Annotated in this window: 23 protein-coding genes; 17 read left to right on the forward strand and 6 right to left on the reverse strand. The window is 57.4% G+C overall.

Features of this window, described 5'->3' with window-relative positions:
- The first annotated feature begins 9 nt into the window (after window positions 1–9).
- Both CLV44_RS00405 and CLV44_RS00410 read left to right on the forward strand, forming a co-directional pair.
- Window positions 10–930, forward strand: a complete 921-nt coding sequence (locus tag CLV44_RS00405; RefSeq protein WP_106590127.1) for a LysR family transcriptional regulator — start codon at window positions 10–12, stop codon at window positions 928–930.
- 72 nt (window positions 931–1,002) lie between these two features.
- Complete coding sequence (locus tag CLV44_RS00410) at window positions 1,003–1,335, forward strand: DUF7352 domain-containing protein (RefSeq protein WP_106590128.1); 333 nt, start codon at window positions 1,003–1,005, stop codon at window positions 1,333–1,335.
- A gap of 69 nt (window positions 1,336–1,404) precedes the next feature.
- Here the strand turns inward: CLV44_RS00410 and CLV44_RS00415 are convergent, their stop codons facing one another.
- Together CLV44_RS00415 and CLV44_RS00420 are read right to left on the reverse strand one after the other, a co-directional pair.
- Window positions 1,405–4,017, reverse strand: a complete 2,613-nt coding sequence (locus CLV44_RS00415) for a DUF349 domain-containing protein (protein ID WP_106590129.1) — start codon at window positions 4,015–4,017, stop codon at window positions 1,405–1,407.
- 265 nt (window positions 4,018–4,282) lie between these two features.
- Entirely contained in the window at window positions 4,283–4,711 is a 429-nt protein-coding gene (locus tag CLV44_RS00420) for a YchJ family protein (protein ID WP_106590130.1), read from the reverse strand.
- Between the two features lie 88 nt (window positions 4,712–4,799).
- Here CLV44_RS00420 and sbcB point away from each other — a divergent pair, with 88 nt between their 5' ends.
- Together sbcB and CLV44_RS00430 are read left to right on the forward strand one after the other, a co-directional pair.
- Window positions 4,800–6,254: an exodeoxyribonuclease I gene (gene sbcB, locus CLV44_RS00425; protein WP_106590131.1), complete on the forward strand. Its 1,455-nt coding sequence runs from the start codon at window positions 4,800–4,802 to the stop codon at window positions 6,252–6,254.
- Window positions 6,220–6,825 carry a hypothetical protein gene (locus CLV44_RS00430; RefSeq protein ID WP_146139965.1) on the forward strand — a complete coding sequence of 202 codons (606 nt, stop codon included), beginning with the start codon at window positions 6,220–6,222 and terminating at the stop codon, window positions 6,823–6,825. Before sbcB ends, CLV44_RS00430 begins: the two co-directional genes overlap by 35 nt.
- Before the next feature lie 21 nt (window positions 6,826–6,846).
- Here CLV44_RS00430 and CLV44_RS00435 read toward each other — a convergent pair whose 3' ends face one another.
- Complete coding sequence (locus CLV44_RS00435; protein WP_106590133.1) at window positions 6,847–9,687, reverse strand: insulinase family protein; 2,841 nt, start codon at window positions 9,685–9,687, stop codon at window positions 6,847–6,849.
- Between the two features lie 143 nt (window positions 9,688–9,830).
- Between CLV44_RS00435 and CLV44_RS00440 the strand changes: the two genes are divergently transcribed.
- From CLV44_RS00440 to CLV44_RS00460, 5 genes are all read left to right on the forward strand, one after another.
- Window positions 9,831–10,214 (forward strand): DUF6394 family protein, encoded by a 384-nt coding sequence (locus tag CLV44_RS00440; RefSeq protein WP_106590134.1) that lies wholly within the window; start codon window positions 9,831–9,833, stop codon window positions 10,212–10,214.
- A gap of 4 nt (window positions 10,215–10,218) precedes the next feature.
- A complete protein-coding gene (locus CLV44_RS00445) occupies window positions 10,219–11,919 on the forward strand; it encodes a potassium channel family protein (protein ID WP_106590135.1) in 1,701 nt (566 codons plus the stop codon).
- Complete coding sequence (locus CLV44_RS00450) at window positions 11,919–12,815, forward strand: DMT family transporter (RefSeq protein WP_106590136.1); 897 nt, start codon at window positions 11,919–11,921, stop codon at window positions 12,813–12,815. The genes CLV44_RS00445 and CLV44_RS00450 overlap by 1 nt, the downstream gene beginning before the upstream one ends.
- Before the next feature lie 9 nt (window positions 12,816–12,824).
- Window positions 12,825–13,688, forward strand: a complete 864-nt coding sequence (locus CLV44_RS00455) for a Tim44 domain-containing protein (RefSeq protein ID WP_106590137.1) — start codon at window positions 12,825–12,827, stop codon at window positions 13,686–13,688.
- A gap of 205 nt (window positions 13,689–13,893) precedes the next feature.
- Window positions 13,894–16,044 carry a methyl-accepting chemotaxis protein gene (locus tag CLV44_RS00460; RefSeq protein WP_106590138.1) on the forward strand — a complete coding sequence of 717 codons (2,151 nt, stop codon included), beginning with the start codon at window positions 13,894–13,896 and terminating at the stop codon, window positions 16,042–16,044.
- A 9-nt stretch (window positions 16,045–16,053) separates the two neighbouring features.
- Here CLV44_RS00460 and yaaA read toward each other — a convergent pair whose 3' ends face one another.
- The 3 genes from yaaA to CLV44_RS00475 all read right to left on the reverse strand — a co-directional run bounded on the left by yaaA (window position 16,054) and on the right by CLV44_RS00475 (window position 17,508).
- Window positions 16,054–16,836: a peroxide stress protein YaaA gene (yaaA, locus tag CLV44_RS00465; protein WP_106590139.1), complete on the reverse strand. Its 783-nt coding sequence runs from the start codon at window positions 16,834–16,836 to the stop codon at window positions 16,054–16,056.
- 74 nt (window positions 16,837–16,910) lie between these two features.
- Window positions 16,911–17,144, reverse strand: coding sequence for a DUF2789 domain-containing protein (locus CLV44_RS00470; RefSeq protein WP_106590140.1), 234 nt, complete (start codon window positions 17,142–17,144; stop codon window positions 16,911–16,913).
- A gap of 85 nt (window positions 17,145–17,229) precedes the next feature.
- The gene (locus CLV44_RS00475) at window positions 17,230–17,508 is read right to left on the reverse strand and encodes a hypothetical protein (RefSeq protein WP_106590141.1); all 279 of its coding nucleotides are present in this window, start codon (window positions 17,506–17,508) and stop codon (window positions 17,230–17,232) included.
- A 164-nt stretch (window positions 17,509–17,672) separates the two neighbouring features.
- Between CLV44_RS00475 and CLV44_RS00480 the strand changes: the two genes are divergently transcribed.
- From CLV44_RS00480 to CLV44_RS00515, 8 genes are all read left to right on the forward strand, one after another.
- Window positions 17,673–18,947 carry a tryptophan--tRNA ligase gene (locus tag CLV44_RS00480; RefSeq protein WP_106590303.1) on the forward strand — a complete coding sequence of 425 codons (1,275 nt, stop codon included), beginning with the start codon at window positions 17,673–17,675 and terminating at the stop codon, window positions 18,945–18,947.
- Window positions 18,948–18,972: 25 nt separating this feature from the next.
- Window positions 18,973–19,899, forward strand: a complete 927-nt coding sequence (locus tag CLV44_RS00485; RefSeq protein WP_106590142.1) for a Dyp-type peroxidase — start codon at window positions 18,973–18,975, stop codon at window positions 19,897–19,899.
- A gap of 232 nt (window positions 19,900–20,131) precedes the next feature.
- Window positions 20,132–20,557 (forward strand): DUF3010 family protein, encoded by a 426-nt coding sequence (locus CLV44_RS00490; protein ID WP_106590143.1) that lies wholly within the window; start codon window positions 20,132–20,134, stop codon window positions 20,555–20,557.
- A 64-nt stretch (window positions 20,558–20,621) separates the two neighbouring features.
- On the forward strand, window positions 20,622–21,218 hold the full coding sequence (locus CLV44_RS00495; RefSeq protein ID WP_106590144.1) for a pentapeptide repeat-containing protein: 597 nt from the start codon (window positions 20,622–20,624) through the stop codon (window positions 21,216–21,218).
- A 27-nt stretch (window positions 21,219–21,245) separates the two neighbouring features.
- On the forward strand, window positions 21,246–21,464 hold the full coding sequence (locus tag CLV44_RS00500) for a VF530 family protein (protein ID WP_106590145.1): 219 nt from the start codon (window positions 21,246–21,248) through the stop codon (window positions 21,462–21,464).
- A 278-nt stretch (window positions 21,465–21,742) separates the two neighbouring features.
- Window positions 21,743–23,665, forward strand: a complete 1,923-nt coding sequence (locus CLV44_RS00505; RefSeq protein ID WP_106590146.1) for a S8 family peptidase — start codon at window positions 21,743–21,745, stop codon at window positions 23,663–23,665.
- Window positions 23,666–23,725: 60 nt separating this feature from the next.
- Window positions 23,726–24,634, forward strand: a complete 909-nt coding sequence (locus CLV44_RS00510) for a patatin-like phospholipase family protein (protein ID WP_106590147.1) — start codon at window positions 23,726–23,728, stop codon at window positions 24,632–24,634.
- 111 nt (window positions 24,635–24,745) lie between these two features.
- Window positions 24,746–24,958: a hypothetical protein gene (locus CLV44_RS00515; RefSeq protein ID WP_245912548.1), complete on the forward strand. Its 213-nt coding sequence runs from the start codon at window positions 24,746–24,748 to the stop codon at window positions 24,956–24,958.

The raw sequence follows: 24,958 nt of genomic DNA on the forward strand, positions 1-24,958 counted from the left end.
GAGTGCTGGATGCTGAACAGACTTAACTTTCGCCACCTGTACCATTTCTGGGTGGTCGCCCGTGAAGGCACCATGGCGCGCGCCAGCCAGGTGCTTGAGCTGGCACCGCAAACCCTGAGCAGTCAGGTGTCGGCACTGGAAAGCGAGGTCGGCGGCCTGCTGTTTCGTCGCGAAGGGCGAGGCCTTAAATTGACCGACCTGGGCCGTACCGTACAGCGCCATGCCGATGCGATCTTTGAGGCGGCCGAAGCGCTGCAGCAGGTGTTGCAGACACCGGCTGAAGATCGCCCGCTGAACCTGTCGGTCGGGATTTCGGCATCGATTCACAAGCTGATCGCCTGGCGTCTGATCGAACCCGCGCTGCAACTGGACCGTGAGCTCAATCTGAGCTGTGAAACCGGCCGCACCCCCAATCTGCTGAACGACCTCAAACGGCGTGATCTTGACCTGATTCTGACTGATCGGCCACCTGCGCTCGAGCCTGACTCGCGCTTGTATCTGCATGATCTGGGTAGCTCGCCGATGAGTCTGTTTGCCGCGCCCGTTTTAGCCGAGGCACTGCGTGAAGACTTCCCCCACAGTCTTAATGGCCAGCCGTTTCTGGCCAATGCAGTCGATGCGCCCTATGTCAGCCAGCTGATGCAGTGGTTTGATGGTGCGGGCGTCGAGGTGTCGATTCGTGCCCAGGTGGATGACAGTGCGTTGATCAAGGTGTTTGGCCATCATGGCATGGGGGTCTTTGCAGCACCGGGGGTGATTGCCGATGAAGTGTGCCGGCAGTATCAGGTCGAGGTGATCGGGCAGGTTGAGTCGGTACGTGATCAGCTGTACGCGATTACGCGGGGTGCGCATCCCCAGCATGCGGCGGTACAGGCAATCTGTCAGGGGCGGGTAGATGACTCATCGAAAAAAGCTGATGATAAAGATTAATAAACCTGCTTTTTTCTTTTGTTTGTATTGCCCATGATGAAAGCCTGATCAAACGAGACGAGGAGTCCGATCATGAAAGCGATCCATAAATACCGTCTTGAGGCGTCCGATACCGTCAATACACTGCATCTGAAAGCAGGATATCGGGTGGTGCGATTTGAGTACCTGATAGCGGAAAAAGGGCTCTTCATGTGGGTGGAAGAACCGTTGCGTGCCGATGTTCCGGTGTGTGGGGCGTCATTCCGGGTAGCGATGACCGGGAAACCGGTCGCCATGGACTATGAGTACATGGATACGGCTCTGGACCCCTTTGGCCCCGAGGCATACCACCTGTTCCGGGTTGACACCGAGTTGAGTCAGCCGCTGATGCCTGCACCGGAGCGGATCAACCACGCCGCTGCCTGATCAGAATCTGGCAGCCACATACAGAAAAGCCGGATGGCGTTATCGCTATCCGGCTTTTTCATGCCTGTATCAGGCTGACTGCAGTTGCTGCACAAAGCGGTCGTGCAGTTCACCGAACTGCCAGGCGAAGGGCAGCGTCAGCCATTCCAGTTCCAGAGCCTGCAAGGCGGCTGGCGTGGGCTCGTCGTCCTGCTGGGCCAGTGCCTGGCTCAGACGCTCCATCTGGTATTCCATGCGCAGGGCTTCGTCCTCTTCAGGGGAGGCTAGGCTCAGCAGGATTTCCAGGCGGATACAGAGCTCACGTGCCTGGCGTTCAGATATAGCCAGTTGTTGCTCGATACTGCGGGTACCCGCGCTGATCAGGCGGATCGCTTCCAGACGCACGCCGATACGCTCGCGCCAGTGTTCGCCCGGTGACGGACCGGTGATCGCTTCTGTCAGCAGTGTCGACAGGGTCTCGCTGCTGCCTTGGGTCACCAGCTCTTCTTCCGATTGCTCGGCCAGCAGGGCCAGTCGTTGCAATGCCTCAATGGCCATATCGGGGAGCATGGCTTTCTGAGTCTGTGCCTGTTGCCGTTCCTGGCTGGCCTGAGCCTTGCGCTGTTCCTTGAGGCGGGCAAAAATCAGGTCGCACTGCTCTCTGAATGCTTGCCAGAGCGCGCGCTCACGGCTACGGAAGGTCGGTCCTGCATTCTTCCATTGTTGCTGTAGCTGCTTGGCGGCGTCGGCGGCAGCGGAGACATCATCGGCGGTCGCCAGTTCAGACGCTTGGGCGATCAGCTGTTCCTTGATCTCACCGCAGTGCTGACGATGCTGCTTGACCTGCTGATCCAGTTCCCGCAGCAGCGCATTGAACTGCTGCTGCAACGGTTTGCCTGGGGCACGGTCGACCGGTGTGTATGTACGCCACTCTTCCCGTGCCGTGCGGCTGATCGCTTCAACGGCGGTCCAGTCGGCCTGGTTCCAATCCATCTGCTTCAGATAAAGCTCAAGCTGGTCACAGATTTGCTGACGCTGTGTCAGGTTGAATTCGCGTTGTTTGCGCTGCGAGCCAAACCACTGTTGGCACGGGGTATACGCCTTTTCACCTGCTTCATGAAAGCGTTTCCACAGTTTCTGTGAATGCAGTGGGTCGTTGGCATCGACCTGCTTCCATTCTTGTTGCAGGTTCCGAATCTGGTCAGCCAGCGCCTGAGGTGCCAGTTCGACTCCGATCAAGGCTTCCATTTGGGCGCACAGAGATTCCTTCTTGCCGCTGACCGCAAAGCCTTGCCAGTCCTGCAGTTCAGCCAGACGGGCATGCAATTGACGGAAGCGTGCTTCCAATGCGTCAGGCAACAGTGTGCCCAGCTGCTCCATGCGTTTGCTCAAGGCCTGCTGCAAACGGTCGGCATCGATCACATTGCCGCTCTCGATCGCCTGCTCCAGCTGATCAACCTGATGGCTGATTTCGGCGGTTTGCTGGCGCGCTTCTGCGCTAAGGTCAGCCTGTTGCTGCTTCAGCGTATCGGCCAGGGCAGTCAGTTGCAGCAGTCGTTCAGGTGCAGGTGTCTGAGCGGGCCAGTCAATTTTGCCGATCAGCTGCTGGACCTTGCGCAGCCGTTGCGGCAACGGTTGCTGGTCGTCGGTCAGCAGGCGTTCTAGCTGTTCGTCATGCTGGTCCAGTGCCACCAGTGCGGCCAGAGTTTGCTCAACAGCTTGCGTACCTTTTTGCCACTGGCTTTGCTGCCGTGCGGACAGCGTGCCGCTCAGTGTTTGCCACTGTTGTTGCAGCGATGCCAACTGTTCGGCGGCAGTGGTAGCCGCACCATGGGTCGGCGTCAATGCGGCCAGCTGTTCCAATAGTGCCTGTGCCTGTTGCTCACGAGCCTGCTGTGCTTCACGTTCGCGGACCACGGCAGCCTCTGCGTCAGCTCGCTGCTGCAGGCGCTGTTCGATGGTCTGTTGCAGGTCCGCGAATTGCTGTTGTTCAGCTCCTGCCGAACCGAGCTGTTGCCATTCCTGGTACAGCGCCTGCGCACGTGCCTGCAGGTACTGGGTATCGTGGGTGACGGCGAGCTGCTGCAGTTGAGCCAGCAGCTGCTGACGGCGCTGGTCGGTTTCAGTTGCCTGACGGGCCTGTTCGCGCAGGCTATTCAACTTGTCGCGGCTGATCCGGTGAACGGTTTTATCGCGCCCCCGTGATGCGCGTTGAATCTGCTCCAGCAGCTCGGTACTGTCGATGCGCTGTGCCGCTTCCTTACGGATATTGGCCAGTTTTGCATTCAGGGCGATCTGCATCAGTACCGCTTCATCGCGGATGCTGTTGAGCGTATCGGTTTCCAGGTGGGTGCAGCTGGTATGAATAATGATACGAGTGCGGGTTGCGTCGTCATCAATCCGCTCGAGCAGCTGGTGCAGGCTGCCCTGACTCTGATTGTCATCGAAGCACTCGCTGACCCGCACGCCAGCCTGCTCGCGAATTTCGGGATCACGTGATTGCTGCAACACGGTGAGCAATGATTCCGTATCGGACAGACGGCGAACCGCACGCAGTCGTACATTTTGGTTACTGTCATTCAGAGCAAGCTGACACAGAATAACGGCCTGCTCGGGGTGGTCCGGGTGCAGCTTGCCTATCGCGCAGGCACGAACTTCCGGATCCGAATGACGCCACTTGGGCTTGAACAGGTTTGCAAACATCAGTCACCACTACCAGAGGAGAGTCCCGACATCCATGTACCGTGGATGAACGGGGGGGCCGCTATTCTAACGGGCCGTTGAGTCCAAGGAAAAGCCTTGACAGAGGCTGAATCGGGATTAAGTACCGTTACATGACGGTGAACCGGGGATTCAGGGTATCGAGATCAGGCAGTTGCACCCTACAGCCATCGTCTGAACGATGATAGGGCGAATCCAGAGCAATGGATCACCACGGGTGTTTTTGGTCATATTTTTCGTGTCGGGCTTATGTCGGGAGCACGCTGACATCCCCGTCGGTGTAAACCCATTCGCCCTGTTCGCGTTCAAAGCGGGAGCGTTCATGGAGGATGGCGCTGCCTTCCGGGCTGTCGAACGAGGCCTTGAACTCAACGATGCCATTCTGGTTGTCGGCTGAACCGGCTTCGGTGTCGACTATTTCCAGTCCTGTCCATACCGTGATCTGGGTCTGTTCGGCCAGCAGTTCGGCATCTTGAGGGGTGCGTTTGCGTGGTGCTGTGGTCTTGATCAGGTAGTCGATGGCACCCAATGCAAATGCAGTGTAACGCGAGCGCATCAGAGCCTCGGCAGTGGCTGCCGGTTTGCGGCCGGTGATGGCCGGTTCACAGCAGAAACTGAATGGTTTGCCCGAGCCACAAGGGCAGCGAGTGTCCAAATCCTGATTGTCGATCAGCATACGGATGATCCCTGGGGGTTGAGATGTTAATCTGAAGGTTGAAACCGATCTAACCATTCCCCTTACAAAAAGTCGAGACATACTCCAAATGGCGGGCGCGCAGAACGAAACCTTTTACTGGCATGATTACGAAACCACTGGCATCGATCCGGCGCGGGACCGGCCGTTGCAGTTTGCCGGTATCCGTACTGACGCCGAGTTCAACATCATTGGCGAGCCGCTGATGCTGTACTGCCGTCCGTCTGAAGATGTACTGCCGCATCCGCAGGCCTGTCTGGTTACCGGCATTACGCCGCAGACAGCGCTGAAAGAGGGTGTCTGCGAGGCGGAGTTTATTGCCCGTGTCCATGCGGAACTGGCGACGCCGGGTACCTGTGCGGTGGGGTACAACAGTATTCGCTTTGATGATGAGGTGACGCGCTACACCCTGTATCGCAACTTCTTCGACCCTTATGCCCGTGAGTGGCAGAACGGCTGTTCTCGCTGGGACATCATCGACATGTTGCGACTGACTCGCGCCTTGCGTCCAGAGGGTATTGTGTGGCCCGAGTACGAAGATGGCCGTCCCAGCCTGCGTCTGGAAGATTTGACCAGGGCCAACGGTATCGACCATGGCAACGCGCATGATGCGCTGTCCGATGTGTACGCGACGATTGCCGTGGCCAAACTGGTCAAGGAACGTCAGCCCAAGCTGTTCGATTATGTGGTGCGCAACCGGGGCAAGCGGGCGATACAGGCCCAGCTGGATGTGGCCCGGATGAAACCGGTGCTACATGTCTCCTCGCGCTACCCGACCGAGTGGGGCAATGCCGCGATTGTGGCGCCGATTGCCAACCACCCGAGCAACCGCAACAGCACCCTGGTCTGGGATCTGCGTGAAGACCCGACACCGCTGTTCGAGCGTGATGTGGCCGAGCTGCGCGAGTTGATCTATACCCGGCACGATCAGTTGCCCGCGGGCGCGCCGCGTATTGCCCTCAAGCAGGTGCTGGCCAACAAGTGCCCGATCATTGCACCAGCAGGCATGTTGACCAAGGTTGAGGCCAGTCGGTTGTCGATCGACGGCGATGTCTGCCGCCAGCATTTGCAAATGTTGCGAAATGAAACTGGATTGGCAGCCAAAGTGGCCGATATCTTCAATGACGCCGGTCGACCGGCTGACGGAGATCCTGACCATATGCTCTACAGCGGAGGCTTTTTCTCCGACCATGATCGGGCGCTGATGGAACAGGTGCGCACTGCCGAACCGATGGCGTTGGCCGAGCTGGACCTGCCGTTTCAGGATGCGCGCCTGGAAGAGATGCTGCTGCGTTACAAGGCGCGCAACTTTGAGTACACGCTGACCGAAGACGAGGCCGAGCGTTGGGAAGAGTACCGCAGCCGCAAGTTGCTGCAGGGAGAGGCTGGCTGCTACAGCCTGCCGCAGCTGTTCAAGGACCTGAACGATATTGCTCAGGATCCGCAATTGCCGGATCGCGACCGCCACATACTCGAGGAGTTGGCACTTTATGCCGAGTCGATCTATCCGGGAGAGTATTTCTAGATTTCGCCGAAAAGGCCTGCTGCTGGCATGGTTGTCCGGTGCCTGTGTAGCCACGACCGTGCTGGCGGAGGAGGCCATTCCTTACGGCGTAACGGCCGTGGATAGCTATGCGGCCGGGCGTGGGCATGGGCGCGATGCGTATGAAGGGCTGGAGCGCGGTGATCGTGACCGGGAATTGATGCGTGAGGTGCCGTTTGCCGATCATCAGCAACCGCCACCGCAGGTATGGGTGGTTCATCCATCCGCGCCGCCGCCGGTGTTTCAGGTCGAGGTGCGGGCAGAGCCTGTAGTGGCACTCAAGGGCGAGGATAAGGTTTTTGACCAGATTCGTCTGGATATCGATATCCAGCGCTGTGTGTTCCAGAATATCTGTACCGATGAGGTGAAGGCGATTCCGGGTGTTTACTTGGGTGATGAGCAGTCAGGTGATGCCGACTGGACCGGCCGGTCTGACGGTCTGGAAGTGATCACGGAAAACGAGCCTGCCGTGACCCCCTCCGCCCCGATACTCCAACCCGGCAACGGTGCGCCGGGGCGGGTCTTCGTCGAAGAGCCCGCGTCGGCTCCCTGAGCAGGGTTGCCGGTATCCCGCTCAGGAGAGGGGGATACCCAGCTGTTCATGTTTCAGGGTGTTCAGGCGTGCATCGTCATCTGCCAATGCCTGCTGTTTCACCTCGTCGGTGACCGTGGTACCGAAGTTGCGGATCAGCAGCTGGCGCGCCATCAGGCTGTCCAGCATCCTGCTCAACTCCTCACGGCTCAGGTCTCGGGTGTGCTCGCTCAGCTGTTGGCGGGTATCGAAGGCGAGATTTTCGCGGTCCAGTTCATGCCAGTAGCGGCTGGTGCGGCTGCTCAGGTCGGTATCCCGCTGATTGATACGTGACAGCAGACTTTGCTGATAGCGGGTCAGTTCCTCTGTACTCATGTTGTCGAGCCGCACCGACAAATCCTCCAGGAAAGCGGTGTATTCGGTCGCGAGCACGAACGGGTCGGTGTTGGGCGATTGCACCACCAGCGCCAGACCGGCACGTTCACGGATCGGCATGAAGTTGGCGAAGACGATGTAACCGTACTGTTTCTCGGTGCGCAGGCGCGAATAGAAGGGCGCGGAGATCATCTCGCTGAGCAGGGCCACGGCAGCGCGTGCGCGCAGGCTTTCATCCGGTCCCTGCAGGTAAAGCAGGGTGGAGGCATCGCCATGCTCGGTGGCAAAGGTGTCGATCAGTGGTTCGTTCTCGGGCAGTGACAACACATGCGGCAGTTCTGCTACCCAGCCCAGTGTTTGGGGCTGCAGGGTGGTGCGTACCTGTTGACTCATGGCAACTGCAGTATCGGCACTCAGATTGCCGTGGGCGAGCAGGCGCAGGCCCGCTGGTTCCAGCAGCTGAGGGTAAAAGGCCTTCAGGTCGGCCAGGGTGATGGTCTCCAGTGCGGCCAGTTTCTGCTCGGTACTGCCGCTGCCCAGCAAGTGGGTGTAGAGATGATTGAATGCCTGGTTGTAGGGCTTGTCCTGAAAGCTGTTTTCCAGTTCTTCGCGCAGTTGCGTCTTGATGCGGGCAAAGCGTTCCGGTTTCAGTTCAGGGGTACGCATGGCCGTGATCAGGGTGTCCAGTAACAGCGGCTGCTTGTCACTGAAGCCTGACAGCTTGAGACTGATGCCCTGCAGATGGGGATATAGGCTCGCCGACAGGCCTGCCAGCGCGGCATCGTACAGTTCCTCATTCAACTGATCCTGCACCATGCGGGTGTACAGCCCGGCCAGCAGCGACTGTCGGGGCGACTGGTTGGCGACCGGCGAGAGCAGGGTCAGGTAGAAATCGGCTTTGGGGCGTTTGAACTCGTTGTCCGGCAGATACCAGAGCACGGCTCCGGGCTTGGACCAGATCGCTTGCGGTCGTGTCTGCTCGGCGGCAGTGATCAGATTAAGGTTTTCGGCAATGAAGGGGTTACGCTTGCGCACATGCAGGCGGGCATCGATGATCGGTGCCTGCCACTGGGTCAGCCGCTCGGCAGCGATGGGCTGCACCGCATAGGGCGTCTGATAGCGCGGCTCCATGCGGTCGGTTGGCAGTGCCTGTCCTTCCAGCGTGAGCAGCAGGTTATCCGGGCGCATGGCGTCCAGGTAGGCATGAATCAGCGCGCCATCAAACGTGCCAAAGTGGTAGTCGGCCTTGAGCAGGTACGGTGTCGGGTAGTGCTGCAGTGCCTGGGACAGGCGCATGACGTCGTGTACCGGGTTGCCGGACATGCGGAAGCGGAACTGCACTTCGGCCAGTTGGCGCTCTTCGGCAAAGAGTTCAGCATTCACGCCCTGCCGGCGCAGGGTCTCGATGAAGGCGAAGGTATCGGCCGTGATCGAGTCGATCTGCTGCCAACCGGCTTCGGTCAGCTCCATCTGGATGCTGAACATTGCTTGCCCGGGCAGGTCCATCGCTGGTGATGCCGCCAGGCTGCGCACCCAACCCTTCTCCTTGAGCAGCGACAACAGGCTGCCACTGCCTTCATAACCGATCAGACTGCTGAGGTAATACAGCGGCTTCTGCTGCCAGTGCTCCCGAATCGGTGGCAAGGGGAAGCTGAGGCTGAGCAGGCGGGTCTCACGCAGGGTCTCGATATTCAGCTGGGCAGGGAGGCTGTTGTCGGTGAATAGCGGTGCCTGATCAACATAGGCGGTCGCCTTGCGGTTCTCGACTGCCGTGAAGTGCTTGCGCACCAGCGTTTCCAGCTGGTCCAGCGGCTGTGGGCCAATGACGGAAAGGGTCATCAGGTTGGCGGAATAGTAACGCTGGTAGAAGCGGATCAGCTCGTCCCGAATCTTGCTGTCATCGGAGTTGGACAGGGTCTCCAGACTGCCCACGGCAAAGCGGCTGTAATGGTGTTCCGGATTGAAGACCTGTTTCCGGGCTTCGAAGCTGCGGCGGCCATCATCGCGTAGCTTGGCCTGGTATTCGGAATGGACGGCGTGGCGTTCACGGTCAACATATTCGGCGCTGAACAGTGGCGCAACAAAGAATTGGGCGAAGCGGTCTACAGCCTCCGGCAGGGCACCGGCGTCCACATCGAAAAAGTAGTTGGTGTTTTCATAGGCGGTAAAGGCATTGTGGCTGCCGCCGTGGGAGCTGATGAACTGCTGGTAGTCACCGGCCTCGGGGTACTTTTCGGTCCCCAGGAACAGCATGTGTTCGAGAAAATGGGCCAGCCCCGGGCGTTCTGCCGGATTGGCATTGGAGCCGACGGCCACATTCAGGGAAACGGCGGCCTTGTCGGCGCGGGCGTCGGATACCACCACCGCACGCAAGCCGTTGTCCAGCTGCAGGTAGCGGTACTCCCGCGTATCCAGGGGGCTGGTGATGATCTCGGCCCGCAGTGGCAGCGCCAGGCAGGACAGTAGTAACAGCAGGACGAAAGCCAGCGGGTGACGTAAATGCAGCATATTCCCTCACTTGGTGTTGCACAGTCTTGGAGACGACATACGACCCCGGTTACGACCGGCAGTTCAATTTTGACCACTGTGGGTGCAGAGGACGCGTACAGTCGATACAATCAGCCAGAGTTTACAGGATAGGGAACGGACGGATGAACCGCGAGAAAGTGATCTTTGCGTTTTTCATTGTATTGGCACTGACGCTCAACTTCGGCTTTGTCCTCGGAGAGCTGGACAACGCTGCCCATCATGACGTGTTTGAACTGTTTGCCGCGCTGGTCATCAGCCTGGTGTGTACAGTGCTCAAATTTGGCGATCGTACCCACTTGGGCGCATTGATGCTGGCAACCAGTCTGGTGGCGGATCTGCAATTGATACTGGCCGCTGTTTTCTGGGGCTATGGCGAGCAGGTGGCGGCAACTGGCATGACGCCGAAGATGATGGCGAGTGTGGTCTCGTTTGCTGCCGGAGCATTGGTGGCGAATGTCATCTCGGTCATTCTGCTGGTGGTAGAAACCGCGCTGGTACGGCGCTAACCGCATGAATAACCTGGTGTTCCTGTTCATGCGGCGTCTGCGGGCGCCGCTGATCACGCTGATCACGGTCTACGCCATTTCAGTGTTCGGCATGACGCTGATTCCCGGGCGCGATAACGACGGCAACCTGTGGTACATGGATTTCTTCCATGCCTTCTACTTCGTGTCCTATATGGGTACCACCATCGGTTTTGGTGAGGTGCCCTACGAGTTTACCGATGCCCAGCGCATGTGGGTGACACTGTCGATCTATGCCACCGTGATCAGCTGGCTCTACGGGATCGGCCAGACATTGGCGGTCCTGCAGGAACCGATGTTCGGCCGCCTGATGCGCCTGCGCGGGTTTACCTCCCACGTGAGCAACCTGCGTGAACCGTTCTATCTGGTGTGTGGCTACGGCGTGACCGGCAGCATTGTGGTCAAGCGGCTGATCAACCGTGGCATCCGCGTCGTCGTGGTCGATATCGAACAGGATCGCATTGATGCCCTGGAACTGGACAATCTGGTGATCCCGGTGCCGGCGCTCTGTGCCGATGCGTCATTGCCGGACATTCTGGACCATGCGGGTCTGCAGCATCCTCAATGCATCGGTGTGCTGGCGCTGACCAACAATGACAACGTCAACCTGTCGATTGCCATCGCCAGCAAACTGCTGGCACCGCGGCGGCAGATGATCACCCGTACCAATTCCGAAGTGACCACCGCCAACATGGCATCCTTTGGCACTGACATGATCGTCGACCCGTTCCGCGCCTATGCCGACTACATGGCTCTGGCCGCACGTGCACCGCACAAGCTGCTGGCGTATGACTGGTTGATGAACCCCCGCCACCGTACTCTGTCCAGTGCGTACAAACATGCACCGGGGCGTTGGATCATCTGCGGTTACGGGCGCTTTGGCCGCGCACTGGCGCTGGCGTTTGCGGATGAAGCGATGGAAATGACCATCATCGACCCCAGCCCCGGTCAGCTGGCACCGCTGAAGAACGGTGTGGTTGGCGTTGGTACCGAGGCGCATACGCTGCTGGAAGCGGGGGTCGACAGTGCTGTCGGCATCATCGCCGGCACCGGCAACGATGCCGACAACCTGTCGATTATCATGACGGCCCGAGAGCTGAATCCCAAATTGACCACCGTGGTGCGGCAGAACCTGCACCAGAATGCGCTGATCTTCCGCAACAGCCGTTGTGACTTCGTTATGGAGCCGGGGCGGATTATTGCCAACCGCATACTGGCACAGCTGAAAACACCATTGTTGCCGCTATTCTTGGAGCAGTTGCAACAGCAGGATGATGTCTGGGCACACACCTTGATCAATCGCATGAGTCGAGTTGTCGGGGATCAGGAGCTGGATAGCTGGGCCGTGACAATAACCCCTGAAACGGCACCAGCGGTTACTACGCTGCTGGCTGAGCGGCCTGTTACTCTGCGTTATCTGAACAAGGACCCACGCCAGCGTGATCGCCTGTTGCCCTGTTTTCCGCTGCTGTTGAGTACGGCAGAGGGCATTCATCTGCTACCGGGTGAGTTGCATGAACTGCAGACAGGCGACGAAGTGCTGTTCTGTGGACTGGGCACTGCCAAGCGGCAGATGGAGTGGAGCGCGAACAATTACAACGTCCTGTATTATCTGTTGACCGGTGAAGACCCTCCGCATACGTTGCTGGCCCGACTGCTGCGCCAGCACGATCGAGCCAGCGCCTGATGCCGTATTTACTGTTGGTGCTGACCACGCTGTTCTGGGCAGGCAACTTTGTGTTGGCCCGTGCGATTCATCTCGATATGCAGCCATTTACGCTGGCGTTCTTGCGCTGGTCTTTGGCCTTGTTGCTGATCGCACCTTGGTGGCTGCCGCGCGCATGGCGCAGGCGGCAGACGCTGACAGCGAACCTTCCTGTGCTCTGTCTGCAAGGGTTTCTCGGCGTCGCCTGCTTTAACACGCTGGTATATATGGGGGTTCAATACACACAGGCCTCCAATGCCATGCTGATGCAGTCGGCTGTGCCGTTGATGATTCTACTGCTGGGTGCCCTGTTTCTGGGTGAGCGGGTCGGGGCGCGGCAATGGCTGGGGGTCGGGTTGTCATTTAGTGGCGTATTGGTGCTTATCAGTCGTGGCCAGTTGGAAACACTGACCGGCTTCGCGTTCAATCGTGGCGACTTGTGGATCTTCATGGCAATGCTGAGCTGGTCGTTTTATACCCTCAGCCTGCGCTGGCGCCCGGCGGGTCTTGATGGCCTTACCTTTTTCGGCTTTTCGGTACTGGTCGGAGTCGTGATTCTATGTCCGTTAATGCTCTGGGAGCAGGGCGGGCACTTTACGCTGCCAACGACGGAACCCTTTTTGATGACCGTACTCTATATGGCCATATTTCCGTCGATTCTGGCGTTTCTGTTTTGGAATCGTGCAGTCGAACGATTAGGCGCACCGACGGCAGGATTGTTCATTCATCTGATGCCGATGTTCGGGTTGCTGCTGGCAACGATTTTTCTGGGCGAACGCCTGGGGCTTTACCATGTGGTAGGGGTTTTGCTGATCTTTACCGGACTCTACATCGCAATACTGGCACAATCCCTGCGCCGGTTAGGCGATACCCATTAAGGAGATAAGATGCGAACACTGATGACAACCTGTTTTGCCCTGCTGTTGGGGTTGGTACTGATGCCTGATATGGCTGAGGCCAAGCGTTTTGGTGGTGGTTCCAGCGTTGGCAAAAGCTATTCAGCCCCGAAACAAACAACACCGGCCCCAAGTCGCGAGCAAACGGCAGCCAAGACATCAACGAACAGCACTAGCGCGACCAAGTCCAAAGGTTTTGGCGGCATGCTGGGTGGTTTGCTGGCCGGTGGTCTGTTGGCGGCGCTGTTCATGGGTGGCGCATTTGACGGTATTCAGATCATGGATATCCTGCTGATTGCGGTAATCGGCTTTGTCCTGTTCAAGCTGTTTACGCGCCGTAAGGTGCAGCCCGCGCAACCGTCCTATGCCACGCCCGACGGTGGCATGATGCGCCAACAACCTGAGCCCGAGATCGCACCGCAGCCGGCTGCGCCTGCATTCGGTACCTCCGCAGGCAATGTCGGTCTGGCTGCAGCTAAGCTGAACCTGCCTGGCTGGTTTAATGAGAAGACGTTCGTTGATGGTGCTCAACAGCACTTCATCCACCTGCAGAAGGCATGGGATAACCAGGATTGGGGCGACATGCGTGAATACCTGTCGGATGAGATGTTTACCTTGCTACAGCAGGAGCGCGCTAAACTTCCGGCCGAGCAGCATACTGAAGTCGATTCGGTGATGGCTGAGCTGATCAATTTCATTGACGAAAATGATCATGTTGTAGCAAGCATCCACTTCTATGGCTGGATTTCCGATTCCGGCAAGCCGACCAGTGAATTCAGTGAAGTCTGGCACCTGAGCCGTGATATGGCTCAGGATAATGCCGACTGGAAGATCGTCGGTATCGAACAGTCTTGATGCGCTGAACAGACCGGACAGTCGTGACCCGTTCACGGCCGTCCGGCTCTTTTTCAGTGCAGACGCCCTTATTGATGACGGTAGGTTGCACAGTTCCGGTGCATCCTTGGCTCGAACACACTCTCCGCGTTTAAAATATCCCCGTATTACAAGCCTTGGCGCAGTTATTGCTTAGTCATCGGTAACACACCGATGGAGAAAGCTTATGCCTGCGTTGAACAGCCCCCCGATGCAGTTGTCCCGCGCGGAGCGTCACGGATTACCCTGGTGGGGACCTGTCGGTAAACTGGCCATGCGCAAAGCCTGTTGGCTGAACCGTGAGCGCCGCCCAGTCATTGAACAAACCTTCGAGAGTGTTGCTGCCATTCGGGTGCGCCTGCTGACCGAGTGGGCGCAGGCGCAGTGGGAGTTATTGGCCGCACTGGCCGAACAGGTGGATGCAGCGGCTCCTGCTGATGCGGCAATCCTGTTTAAGCATAAGCTGCGTCAGGCTGCCGATGTGTCGGAGTTGGCCTATCTCGACCTTGCTGGCCGGGTGCTGTATTCAACGGCCGCTCAACGGGTCGGGGCAAGGGATCTTGATTCAGCTGCCGTGCAGGCAGGCTGTACGGCACCCTTCCTTTATGGCCCGTACATCGACCCGGTGACGTTACAGCTGGGGCCGAGTTCATCGCGTTTTCATGATGCGGTGACGCTGATGTTTCTGCAGCCGGTCGAGCGTGATGGACAGACGGTAGGGCTGATTGCGGCCCGCGTACCCAATGACGTACTGGGTGATCTGATCCAGCGAGAAGCGGGGCACATCTACCCAGAGTCCGGTGATAACTATCTGTTCATGGTTGAATCCCGCTTCGATCCGGCCATTAAGCCGGGTACGGCCCTGTCCCGTTCGCGCTTCGAAGACGATACCTTTTCCCACGGTGAAAATCTGAAAAGCGGCATCCATACCCGCTGGGGCACGGTCAAGGTCAACCGGCATACCGAGTTTGAAATCCACTTCACCGATCCGGCGACGGGACAGCTGCATCCGGGGGTGCGAGAAACCATTCGCAAGGGTGACAACCTGTATGTGGATTACCCGGGGTATGCCGACTATCGCCATATCCCCGTGATCGGCAAGGGGGTTACCTTCAGCCTGCCCGGTTCGCCCGATCGCTGGGGTATGATGTGCGAAGCGGATCTGGAAGAGGTCTACCGTCGCCGTTCACTGAGCATACGCATGTTCAGCGGCCTGGCCGGGACGTTGTTGTTGGGGCTCGGGTGCAGCTACGGCGTACAGTATGGTCTGGCGTTGCCGCCGTTGCCGGGCATGCTGCTCAATTTCATTTTTGTCACCTTATCGGTTTTGCTGTTCTGGCGGCTCGGCATCAGGCCACTGTCTCGGCGTTTGGATGAGATGACCGAGGTGATCCGCAATCTGGCTGAAGGACAGGGCAATCTTCGTCAACGGCTCGACAGTCGCAGTATGGTGGCGGATGAGACCGGGGATCTGGCGCGCTGGATCAACAGCTTCGTGGATAACCTCGATGCCATAGTAGCGCAGGTAATTCGGGCGGCCGATGACGTGGGCGATAACAGCCAGTTGATGCAGGCCCGCAATCAGGTGGCGCTGGAAGCCGCTGCGTCGGTAGAAGAGGCTACCGGGCACATGCTGGGGCTGGTGGAAGCACAGCTGGAAGGGATCGGGCGGGCATCGTCGACGGCGGAGGTGATGAAAGCGGCGATGGAGCAGGTGGTCGAGCAGGCGCGTGAACAGTATGAATCGGTACGCGCAGGCACACAGGCGATTCGAGACATTGTGCAGACCTCGGCGCAGCGGGTGCAGGCACTGAATACACGCACCGACGAAATCGATGAGATTATTACCCTGATCACTGACATCACCGCCCAGACCAACCTGCTGGCGCTGAATGCGGCGATTGAGGCGGCGCGCGCCGGAGAACACGGGCGCGGCTTCTCGGTCGTTGCGGATGAGGTGCGAGGGTTGGCGGCGCGGACGGCGGCAGCGGCACAGGAAATCGGCGCGCGGGTCGAGCGGATTCAAACCGAGAGTGAAGAGGCGGTGCGCTTCATGGAAACCGGTGTCGAAGGAGTGGACCGCAGTCTGATGCTGGCGGAGCACTCCACTTCAGACAACTCGGCGCTACACGATCTGGTGGCTGAAATGTTTGACATCATCAAGCACATTGACGAACACAGCCAGGCGCATGGCGGCCATGCCCGCTCGGTCGCCACGATCACCACGCGCATGAATGCCGCCGTCAACGAGCTGCAGCTGAGCTCTGACCAGGTCAAGGGCACCGCAGTCAAATTACAGCAGCTGGTCGGTGCGTTTGAGGTCAGTACGGTCAAGTAACCGGACGTGTTACTTGACTGGCGGCGCGTCGCGTAAAAAGACCCAGGTATCACCTGAGCTGTGTTCGGCGCTCAGGTAATAGCCTTCCAAGTCGAACTGTTTCAAGGCTTCGGGGGTGTCGATCCGATTTTCGATGATGAAACGGCTCATCAGGCCACGGGCCTTTTTGGCGTAGAAGCTGATGATCTTGTACTGGCCGTTCTTGAAGTCCTTGAACACCGGGGTGATCAATCGGGCGTTCAGAGCCTTGGGTTTGACCGCTTTGAAATATTCGTTGGAGGCCAGGTTAACGACGACATCCGCGTTCTGCTCGGCCAACTCCGCATTCAGTGAGTCCGTGATCAACTGGCCCCAGAACTGGTAGAGGTTGTCGCCACGCGGGTTGGCCAGCTTGGTACCCATTTCCAGGCGGTAGGGTTCCAGCAGATCCAGCGGCCGCAACACACCATACAGACCCGACAGAATGCGCAGGTGCTGCTGGGCAAACTCAAAATCGGCCTCGGTAAAATGCTCGGCATCCAGACCGGTATAAACATCTCCCTTGAATGCCAGAATCGCCTGTCGGGCATTGTCCGGTGAATGTTCGGCCTGCCAGCTCTCGTAGCGTGCCACATTCAGACTGGCCAGCTTGTCACTGAGTTTCATCAGTTCGGCAACATCCTGCACCGACTGTTTGCGCAGAGTGTCGATCAGCAGTTGTGCATGCTCGGTAAAGCGGGGCAGCGTGTGCGTGTGGGTGGCCAGAGGCGATTCGTAATCAAGGGTCTTGGCGGGTGAAACCAGTGTGAGCATCTGGAGAAATACCTTGGTCCGGAGACAAATGAAAAAAGCGGGCCAGCATGCCCGCTCAATTAAGACGGATCATATCAGGCGTGCAGGCTGTTGTTCAGCTCATCGACCACTTCTGCCCAGTCGGAATCGTTGGTGATGGCATCGCGCAGGAATGCGGCCTGGGAGTCGTTCCAGAAGGATGCTTCGTGCAGCAATACGTCGTCACTGAACAGCTTGTGGGTGTTGATGAACTGCTCGATGGCTTCGTGGCTGCTGGCCAGACCGAGCTGCTCGAACAGCGCCGATAATGTGTGTACCGATGTATCCATGACAGGCTCCTTGTGTAACGTGGGGTCGGGCACTTGGTCTGGTTCTATTATGGTCAAGGTAATGACGTTGTCAAAACCGACGCTTTCAGTCGGGATTGAGCAGGCGTTGGCACGCGGTGCGCAGACTCAGGCCCAGCAATGCACCGACCAGTACCAGCGTAGCACTCAGCAAGGGATGCGTGATGGTGGGAATCAGATAGATCAGCAGTGCCGAGAACAGCAGGCCGCCCAGCATGCACAGGCCTGCAATCACCAACAGATAGCTGATGGTTGCCAGGTCACGGGTGTTTTCTTTCAGAATCAGGATCACCGCCGGCACAATAAAGCCAGCTAACGTAATCCATGAAGGCAGATAGTCGTCCATGTCGTGTACTCATCCTTTTATTGCAATGGGTGCTTTGCGGTGTATCAGTTGGGCATTACACTGGGACAGCCGCTTGGCAATCTGTATCATAGCCCTTTGATCAGAGCGGGGTCACCTATCATCTGCCACGACCCCTGCAGGATGAAACGACTGACGAGTGAATGATGAGTAAAAAAACAGTTCTTACCGGTATTACCACCACAGGCACGCCGCATATCGGCAACTACCTCGGCGCGATCAAACCCGCCATTGAAGCCAGCGAAAACCCGGCCTTCAATAGCTTTTTTTTCCTCGCCGACTTCCATGCCCTGATCAAGTGTCATGAGCCTGAGCGCGTGGCCCAGTCCACCCGTGAAATTGCTGCCACCTGGCTGGCATTGGGTCTGGATACCGACAAGGCGACATTTTACCGTCAGACCGACATTCCCGAAATCACTGAGCTGACCTGGATCCTGACCTGCCAGACTTCCAAAGGTCTGATGAACCGGGCCCATGCCTACAAGGCATCAGTTGATGCCAACCGCGAAGCGGGTAATGAAGATCTGGACGATGGCGTGACCATGGGTTTGTTCAGCTACCCGATTTTGATGGCGGCGGATATCTTGATGTTTAACGCCGACATTATCCCGGTGGGCAAGGACCAGATTCAGCATATCGAAATGGCCCGCGACATTGCCGGTCGCTTCAACCATCAGTTTGAAAACCTGTTCACGCTGCCATCGGCACAGGTGGATGAGGAAACGCAGCTGATTCCGGGACTTGATGGTCGCAAGATGTCCAAGAGCTACAACAACACCATTCCGTTGTTCAGCTCCACTGACGAACTGCGCAAACTGATCAACCAGATCGTCACCGACACTCGGATGCCGGGTGAGCCCAAAGACCCGGATAATACCCTGATGCACCTGTACCGCTGCTTCGCCAACGAGGCGGAGAGCAATGCCATGCGTCAGCGCTTCATTGAAGGGATCGGTTGGGGCGACGCCAAGACGGAACTGTTTGAATACATCGACAGCAAGCTCAGCTCACCGCGCACCCGTTATAATGAATTGATGAACGACCTGGGTGCGGTGGAAGAGGTGCTGCATAAGGGTGCCGAGCGCGCACGTGAGCATTCGGCTCCGTTCCTCGACAAGGTGCGTCATGCCGTCGGCATCCGCTCCCTGACCGACACCACCCGTACGCAACAGAAAGTGGTGAAAGAGAAGGAGAAAAGCGGTGCAGAGATCGCCCGTGCCGAAGAAGGGCGTCGCCGCGCAATCCTGATGCAGATCCGCCCGTTACTGGATCGCGTCGAGCAGGCCGAAGACAAGGCTGCGGCGGCACAGACACTGATTGCAGAGAAAACCGCTGAAGTTGAAGCGCTGAAGAAAAAAGCCCGGCAGAAAGCCCAGAACGAACTGGATCTGCTGACCGAAGAGCTGGCCGCGTTACTGTAACCGGCCCGCGTAACAGGAGAAAGCCATGCGAGACACCTTCCAGTCCGGCGTGATTGCTGAAGTCAGCAAGGATGCGTTGTTCCTGACCTTCAACCAGACCCATGAACCGAATGCCGTTACCGTTATTCGCAGCGTACTGGCCAGCATGCCGGCCAAGTTGCGGGAGTACCGCCAGCACTATCCGGATGCGGGCTTGCACATGACGGTTGCGATCGGTTCCGCCTATTGGGATCGCCTGAATCCGGAGGAGCGCCCAGCTTTGCTGCGTGCCTTTCCGGCCCTGGAAAACGGCGAGCGTGTGGCACCTTCGACACCGGTTGACCTCTTGTTCATCATCCGTGCCGAACAGCATGATGCCGTGTTTGAGCTGGCCGCCGAGATCAGCGACAGCCTTAAGGACATGGCGGAACGGGTGGACGAAGTGCATGGCTTCCGTTACCGCGATACGCGTGATTTGACCGGCTTTGTCGATGGCACAGAAAACCCTGTAGGCGACGACCGCCTGGAGGTTGCGCTGGTCGGTGATGAAGACTTCGAATTTGCCGGTGGCAGCTACCTGCATCTGCAGCGCTACGAACATGACCTGACCGCCTGGCAGCGTCTGCCGGTGAAGCAGCAGGAAGATGTGTTCGGGCGTACCAAGGCGGATAATGTCGAGTATCCGGGGGATAAGAAGTCGCCCCATGCGCATACCAAACGGACATCACTGAAGGATGCCGAGGGCCAATCCCTGGAAATCCTGCGCCAGAGCATGCCTTACGGCGACAGCGAACGTAAGGGGCTGATGTTTGTCAGTACCTGCCGCACCCCTGAGCATTTTGAATTGATGCTCGAAAGCATGGTGCAAGGGGATGAGGAGGGGCATGCCGATCGCCTCCTCGAATTTACCCGTGCCGTCACCGGTGCCGCATTCTTCGCCCCTTCCAGTGCCTGGCTGGAACAGCTGGCCTGATCCTGTTGCAGGTACGTGTCCCCCAGGGGGGGCAGGTGCCTGCATGTCTGATCCATTCCCTGTCAGTTGAAGCTGACGGAATGCACGCTACAAATGCTACACTTGGCCAACTTTCTGCCACGTGGCACGGTGCTGTGGGTGCCGTATCACGTTACTTGGCGCAGATGAACTGTCAGCCGCTGCCGAGTACAAAACGCGGAATATACAATCGAGAACTTTTTAAGGAATACAGATGATCATTTGCGGTGTTGAACTGACGGGCAGCGATGCTGTTGTGTGTTTGCTTCATTTGGAGCATGGGCAGTTTCTGGTGCCTGATTGTCGAGTGCGTAAAGTCACACTCAAGAAAGGGCATACACGTGAAGATCTGCAGCAGTTCCAGTTCTCGTTTGCCAAGCTGATGAGCGATTACAGTGTCGATAAAGTCGTGATACGCGAGCGCATGCCCAAGGGAAAATTCGCCGGTGGAGCGATCAGCTTTAAGCTGGAAGCTGCCATTCAGCTGATCGCCGAGTTGGATGTCGAACTGTTCTCGGCCGCCCAGATCAAAACCGCATTGGCGGAAAATCCGTTGCCGGTACCGTTCGCAGAAACCGGTCTGAAAGTCTTCCAGGAACCTGCATTCACTGTTGCATACGCAGCGCACATGCTGAAATAAATGTGTTCTTGGAGGTGCCTCCGGGTTACCCCGAACGGCGTTTAGGCGAATGGAGAAGCCGGTGATGAAAGTGGACAATGACACGCATTACTTTGAAGTGTCTTTTGACAAACAGGTACAGATACCATCGACGCTGAACGGCGCGGAATTTGAAGCCTGCACATTCACGGAATGTGATTTCTCATCGGCAGTATTTACGCGTTGCAAGTTTATAGACTGCACGTTTACCCGCTGCAACCTGAGCCTGCTCAGCATTCCATATTCACGCTTTTTTGAGGTGAATTTTATCGAGTGCAAGCTGGTCGGGGTTGACTGGACGCGGGCCGATTGGCCGTCATTCAACCGGGATGCAGAACTGGTCTTCCGCCGTTGCATCCTGAATGACGCATCGTTTTTCGGTTTGACGCTGCATGGATTGAAGCTGGATGCATGCAAGCTGCATGAAGTGGACTTTCGTGAAGGCGATTTTACCGGCGCAGCAATGACGCACTGTGATTTCAGCCAGAGCCTGTTCATGCATACCAATCTGCGTGCCGTCGATTTTACCGAGTCATGCCATTTCAGTATTGATGTGCTGGAAAACCAGCTGGCCAAAGCCCGGTTCTCGCGGCATGAGGCGTTGGGGCTGCTGGATAGTTTGAACATAGAGCTGGTCGACTAACCACCGACATGGCCGGAGATATTTACCATGAGCAATGAACAACCGAACAACCCTTTGCACGGGCTTACGCTGGAAAAGGTACTGACCGAGCTGGTGGCGCATTATGGCTGGGATGAACTGTCCTTGATCATCAACGTCAACTGTTTCAAGAATGATCCATCCATCAAGTCGTCTCTGAAATTCCTGCGCAAAACACCCTGGGCACGTGACAAAGTGGAAGCCCTCTATCTTTCTACCTTTCAATAAGCGGCTGTGCGCGTCTGGATGACGGAAGCTTCTGATCTGATGCGTCATCCGTACAATATTTCATGATTCGGTAATCTTCTTCCCGTAGCTATGCCAGTTGATTGATTTTCCATTGTATTTTCCCTCCGTTGTACCGTTTGGATAACAGTTTTAGCCGAGAGCGTCAGTATGCGCTGACAGCGGTACTGACCTATATCTGAATCAGTCACATTCCATTGGCAACGATTTCAGGCCTCGCATCATGCCCCCATGTTGGCCGAATATGAGGAGGGCATGTCATGCTTTATCGATTGTGTGCAGCAGTGTTGGTGTTGTGTCTTGGTCTGTTGTCCATACCGGCCCACGCAGGTCCATTGAGTCTGCAGGCACTGACTGCCGCGCCTTATATGCCTGACCGTGTGCTGGTGAAGTTTCGCCCGGGCGTTGCGGCAATGGCCAGGGGGCAGGCGCATCACGCTGCCAATGGGTACCTGCTGTCCACGCTGGAAGCGATCGATGTTCAGGTGATTCAGATTCCCGATGGTACGGTGCGTGCGGCGCTGCAGGTCTATGCTTCCAATCCCAATGTGCTGTATGCCGAGCCGGACTACTATCGGGTACTGAGGGTGCCGGTGGAAGAGCCAGGGCCGACTCTGGCGGGTGGTGCAAACTACTTCAGTGAACAGTGGTATCTGCATAATACCGGGCAGGACCATACCTATGTGCGGACGACCCTTTTTGGCGGTGAGCTTGCCACCACACGCGGTACCGACGGTGCCGATATCAATGCGCCTGAAGCTTGGGATATCACCATCGGGCGGGCGACCCTTGATCCAAATGCACGGGATACGCCCAAGGTGGCGGTGCTGGACAGCGGGGCAGACTGCAATGCGCTGGAGTTGCAGGGAAAGTGCCTTGAGCAAATGAATCTGGTCGGGTTGTCTGTAGGGTATTTTGACATCTGTTCGAGCGATGATCCTGCCTGTGACAACCTGGGTCATGGCACCTTCGTCAGTTCTGAAGTGGCGGCCAATACCGATAACGGTGAAGGCATTGCCGGTGCGGGTTGGGATGTCGGCGTGGGGATTTTCAAGGTGTGTTATAACGAGCTGGTAGTCGATAATTTCGGTAACTTGTTAACGGTCGGGCTGTGCCCGGTATCCGGCTCGGCAGCGGCGATCGCAGCCGCCTCGAGTGACCGGTTTGATAGCAATGGCCAGCAGGTACGCAGCCGTTATCATGTCATCACCATGAGCTATGGCAGTGACTGGGTAGATGAAGCCGGCAACATCTTGCCGACCGGGCCATCCAATGCGGAATGTGACGCCATTGAAGCGGCCTGGAACCAGGGCGTTGTCATCGTTGCTGCCGCCGGCAACAATGGCGATAGCGGCCGCGTCTACCCGGCGGCCTGCACTGATGCGGCGGGGGCCTCTACGGTGATGGCCGTGGCGGCCTCAGACCACAATGATGACCGCGCCGGCTTCTCGACCTACAGTGTGCCGGTGGACCCATGGGTGTCTCTGGCGGCTCCGGGGGAAGCGATCATCGGCGTCTTGCCGGACGCCGCGTGCGGGCTTGTTGCGGGTACTGACAGCTGTGTCGATTGGTGGAGCGGTACCTCAATGGCCGCGCCCTTGGTCGCGGGTAGTGCCGCTTTGGTGTGGACTGACCTGTACGCCGACCACCCGGCGCTGGCAACGCTTGAGGATTGCCGTTTGGACAGCGTACCGTGCAACCGAATCGTGCGTGATCGCTTGCAGAACAATGCGGCCACCGTCGGTGCTCGCGGGCAGGATATGCTGGGCTGGACGCGTTACGGCCGGTTGGATGTCGTGGCTGCACTCAATGACCAGGCACCACCACCACCGCCGCCACCAGAACCGGCACCTGTGATCGCCGCATTCAGTTATACCTGCACGGGCTATGTATGTGCCTTCAATGCTGCCGACAGCACCGGCAGTGGCAACTTGCGTTACAGCTGGGATTTCGGTGTGGCGGGGGCAGGCTCGACCGCACAGCAGGTCATCTTTGATTACAACAGCAGTGGGCGTTACACCGTGACACTGACGGTGTTTGATGAGACGGATACCGGTTCGACCATCTCGGCGACGCTGAATTTGAAGCGCAGCAACCGCACGGTCAGTGGTAGTGTGTCTGCGGCGGGGAGTGATTCCGGTGGCAACTGTCCGCCGAAGAAACAGGATCGAGGCCAATGTTGATATCGACAGAGCTGATGCTGCAGTCAGTACATTCAGAGTAACCAACAGCAAGGAGTGGCAATGTCAGCTGGAAATGGAAAAACGGTATCACTGGTGCTGGGCAGCGGTGGCGCACGGGGGTTGGCGCATATTGGGGTTATCCATTGGCTGGAGGAGCACGGCTACACGATAAGCTCCATTTCGGGCTGCTCCATCGGTGCGCTGGTCGGCGGTATCTATGCAGCAGGCAAGCTGAAAGAGTATGAGCAATGGGTACGTTCAATTACACGCATGGACATCATGGCCTTGCTGGACCTGACCTGGGAACGGGGCGGACTGGTCAGGGGGGACCGACTGATCGAGACGCTTACAGAGCTGGTAGGGAATGTCCGCGTCGAGGATCTGCCGATTGCATTTACTGCTGTAGCCACTGACCTGGAGCGCCAGAAAGAGGTCTGGATCAATTCGGGACAGTTGTTGAATGCCATACGAGCTTCCGTCGCCATTCCTTTGCTGTTTACACCGTTCAAGCACAGGGGGTTGACGCTGGTGGACGGTGGCGTTTTGAATCCGGTTCCGATAGCTCCGACCTTTCGGGATGAAACCGATATGACGTTGGCGGTTAACCTCAACGGCACGTCAACGGCTGACGGGATACAGGTATTGCAGGAAGAACCGTCAGATGAGCCGGATTCGCCGTTCCGCAACAGCATTAATCGCTTTATCTATCGCCTTCAGCAGAGCGTCGCCGGTAACGGCAAGCGGGACTGGGCAGCATACGAAGTGGCCATTCAGGCATTCGATGCGATGCAGAGTACGATAGCGCGGCAGAAGCTGGCGGCTTACCCGCCGGATAATGTCATTGAGGTGGCGCGTAATGCCTGCCAGATGCTTGAGTTCAACCGTGCTGACGAGATTATTGCGCTGGGTTACCGAAAGGCGGATGAGTTGCTGGGAACGGTTGCGAAAAAGGCGAATAAAAAGGCGTAGTCTCCTGTCATCAAATGACAAAGAAGCCCTGCTACCCTTGTTATATTACGTAATTGAGCTATGCTTTATGTAATAAAACTACATAATTAGATATACTGGCAGAGTGTGGAGATGAAAAATATGGATGTACAGGCTACATTGCGTGAGCGTGCTATTGCGATACTGGGCGTGGATGGTGAGAATTTCGAGGTCAGTGGTGTCTATCAGGGCAGTGCGCGTAAACCGAGTTCCTATATCCTGACCCGCACCGGCGACAAGTCGGTTGCAGTTCGTGATTTGAGCAGCTTCCCGAGCCACCAGCAGGTACGTGAGCTGATGAGCTGA

This window comes from Marinobacterium halophilum, assembly GCF_003014615.1.
Lineage (GTDB): Bacteria > Pseudomonadota > Gammaproteobacteria > Pseudomonadales > Balneatricaceae > Marinobacterium > Marinobacterium halophilum.

What these genes read in the sequence shown, in the direction of transcription:
- CLV44_RS00475 (WP_106590141.1), bottom strand. Translation starts at nt 17,508, where the DNA reads ATGGACGACTATCTGCCTTCATGGATTACGTTAGCTGGCTTTATTGTG.
- CLV44_RS00460 (WP_106590138.1), top strand. Translation starts at nt 13,894, where the DNA reads ATGCCTGCGTTGAACAGCCCCCCGATGCAGTTGTCCCGCGCGGAGCGT.
- yaaA (WP_106590139.1), bottom strand. Translation starts at nt 16,836, where the DNA reads ATGCTCACACTGGTTTCACCCGCCAAGACCCTTGATTACGAATCGCCT.
- sbcB (WP_106590131.1), top strand. Translation starts at nt 4,800, where the DNA reads ATGGCGGGCGCGCAGAACGAAACCTTTTACTGGCATGATTACGAAACC.
- CLV44_RS00445 (WP_106590135.1), top strand. Translation starts at nt 10,219, where the DNA reads ATGAATAACCTGGTGTTCCTGTTCATGCGGCGTCTGCGGGCGCCGCTG.
- CLV44_RS00515 (WP_245912548.1), top strand. Translation starts at nt 24,746, where the DNA reads ATGAAAAATATGGATGTACAGGCTACATTGCGTGAGCGTGCTATTGCG.
- CLV44_RS00435 (WP_106590133.1), bottom strand. Translation starts at nt 9,687, where the DNA reads ATGCTGCATTTACGTCACCCGCTGGCTTTCGTCCTGCTGTTACTACTG.
- CLV44_RS00430 (WP_146139965.1), top strand. Translation starts at nt 6,220, where the DNA reads ATGCCGAGTCGATCTATCCGGGAGAGTATTTCTAGATTTCGCCGAAAA.
- CLV44_RS00470 (WP_106590140.1), bottom strand. Translation starts at nt 17,144, where the DNA reads ATGGATACATCGGTACACACATTATCGGCGCTGTTCGAGCAGCTCGGT.
- CLV44_RS00455 (WP_106590137.1), top strand. Translation starts at nt 12,825, where the DNA reads ATGCGAACACTGATGACAACCTGTTTTGCCCTGCTGTTGGGGTTGGTA.
- CLV44_RS00440 (WP_106590134.1), top strand. Translation starts at nt 9,831, where the DNA reads ATGAACCGCGAGAAAGTGATCTTTGCGTTTTTCATTGTATTGGCACTG.
- CLV44_RS00500 (WP_106590145.1), top strand. Translation starts at nt 21,246, where the DNA reads ATGAGCAATGAACAACCGAACAACCCTTTGCACGGGCTTACGCTGGAA.
- CLV44_RS00415 (WP_106590129.1), bottom strand. Translation starts at nt 4,017, where the DNA reads ATGTTTGCAAACCTGTTCAAGCCCAAGTGGCGTCATTCGGATCCGGAA.
- CLV44_RS00490 (WP_106590143.1), top strand. Translation starts at nt 20,132, where the DNA reads ATGATCATTTGCGGTGTTGAACTGACGGGCAGCGATGCTGTTGTGTGT.
- CLV44_RS00480 (WP_106590303.1), top strand. Translation starts at nt 17,673, where the DNA reads ATGAGTAAAAAAACAGTTCTTACCGGTATTACCACCACAGGCACGCCG.
- CLV44_RS00495 (WP_106590144.1), top strand. Translation starts at nt 20,622, where the DNA reads ATGAAAGTGGACAATGACACGCATTACTTTGAAGTGTCTTTTGACAAA.
- CLV44_RS00505 (WP_106590146.1), top strand. Translation starts at nt 21,743, where the DNA reads ATGCTTTATCGATTGTGTGCAGCAGTGTTGGTGTTGTGTCTTGGTCTG.
- CLV44_RS00410 (WP_106590128.1), top strand. Translation starts at nt 1,003, where the DNA reads ATGAAAGCGATCCATAAATACCGTCTTGAGGCGTCCGATACCGTCAAT.
- CLV44_RS00405 (WP_106590127.1), top strand. Translation starts at nt 10, where the DNA reads ATGCTGAACAGACTTAACTTTCGCCACCTGTACCATTTCTGGGTGGTC.
- CLV44_RS00450 (WP_106590136.1), top strand. Translation starts at nt 11,919, where the DNA reads ATGCCGTATTTACTGTTGGTGCTGACCACGCTGTTCTGGGCAGGCAAC.
- CLV44_RS00510 (WP_106590147.1), top strand. Translation starts at nt 23,726, where the DNA reads ATGTCAGCTGGAAATGGAAAAACGGTATCACTGGTGCTGGGCAGCGGT.
- CLV44_RS00420 (WP_106590130.1), bottom strand. Translation starts at nt 4,711, where the DNA reads ATGCTGATCGACAATCAGGATTTGGACACTCGCTGCCCTTGTGGCTCG.
- CLV44_RS00485 (WP_106590142.1), top strand. Translation starts at nt 18,973, where the DNA reads ATGCGAGACACCTTCCAGTCCGGCGTGATTGCTGAAGTCAGCAAGGAT.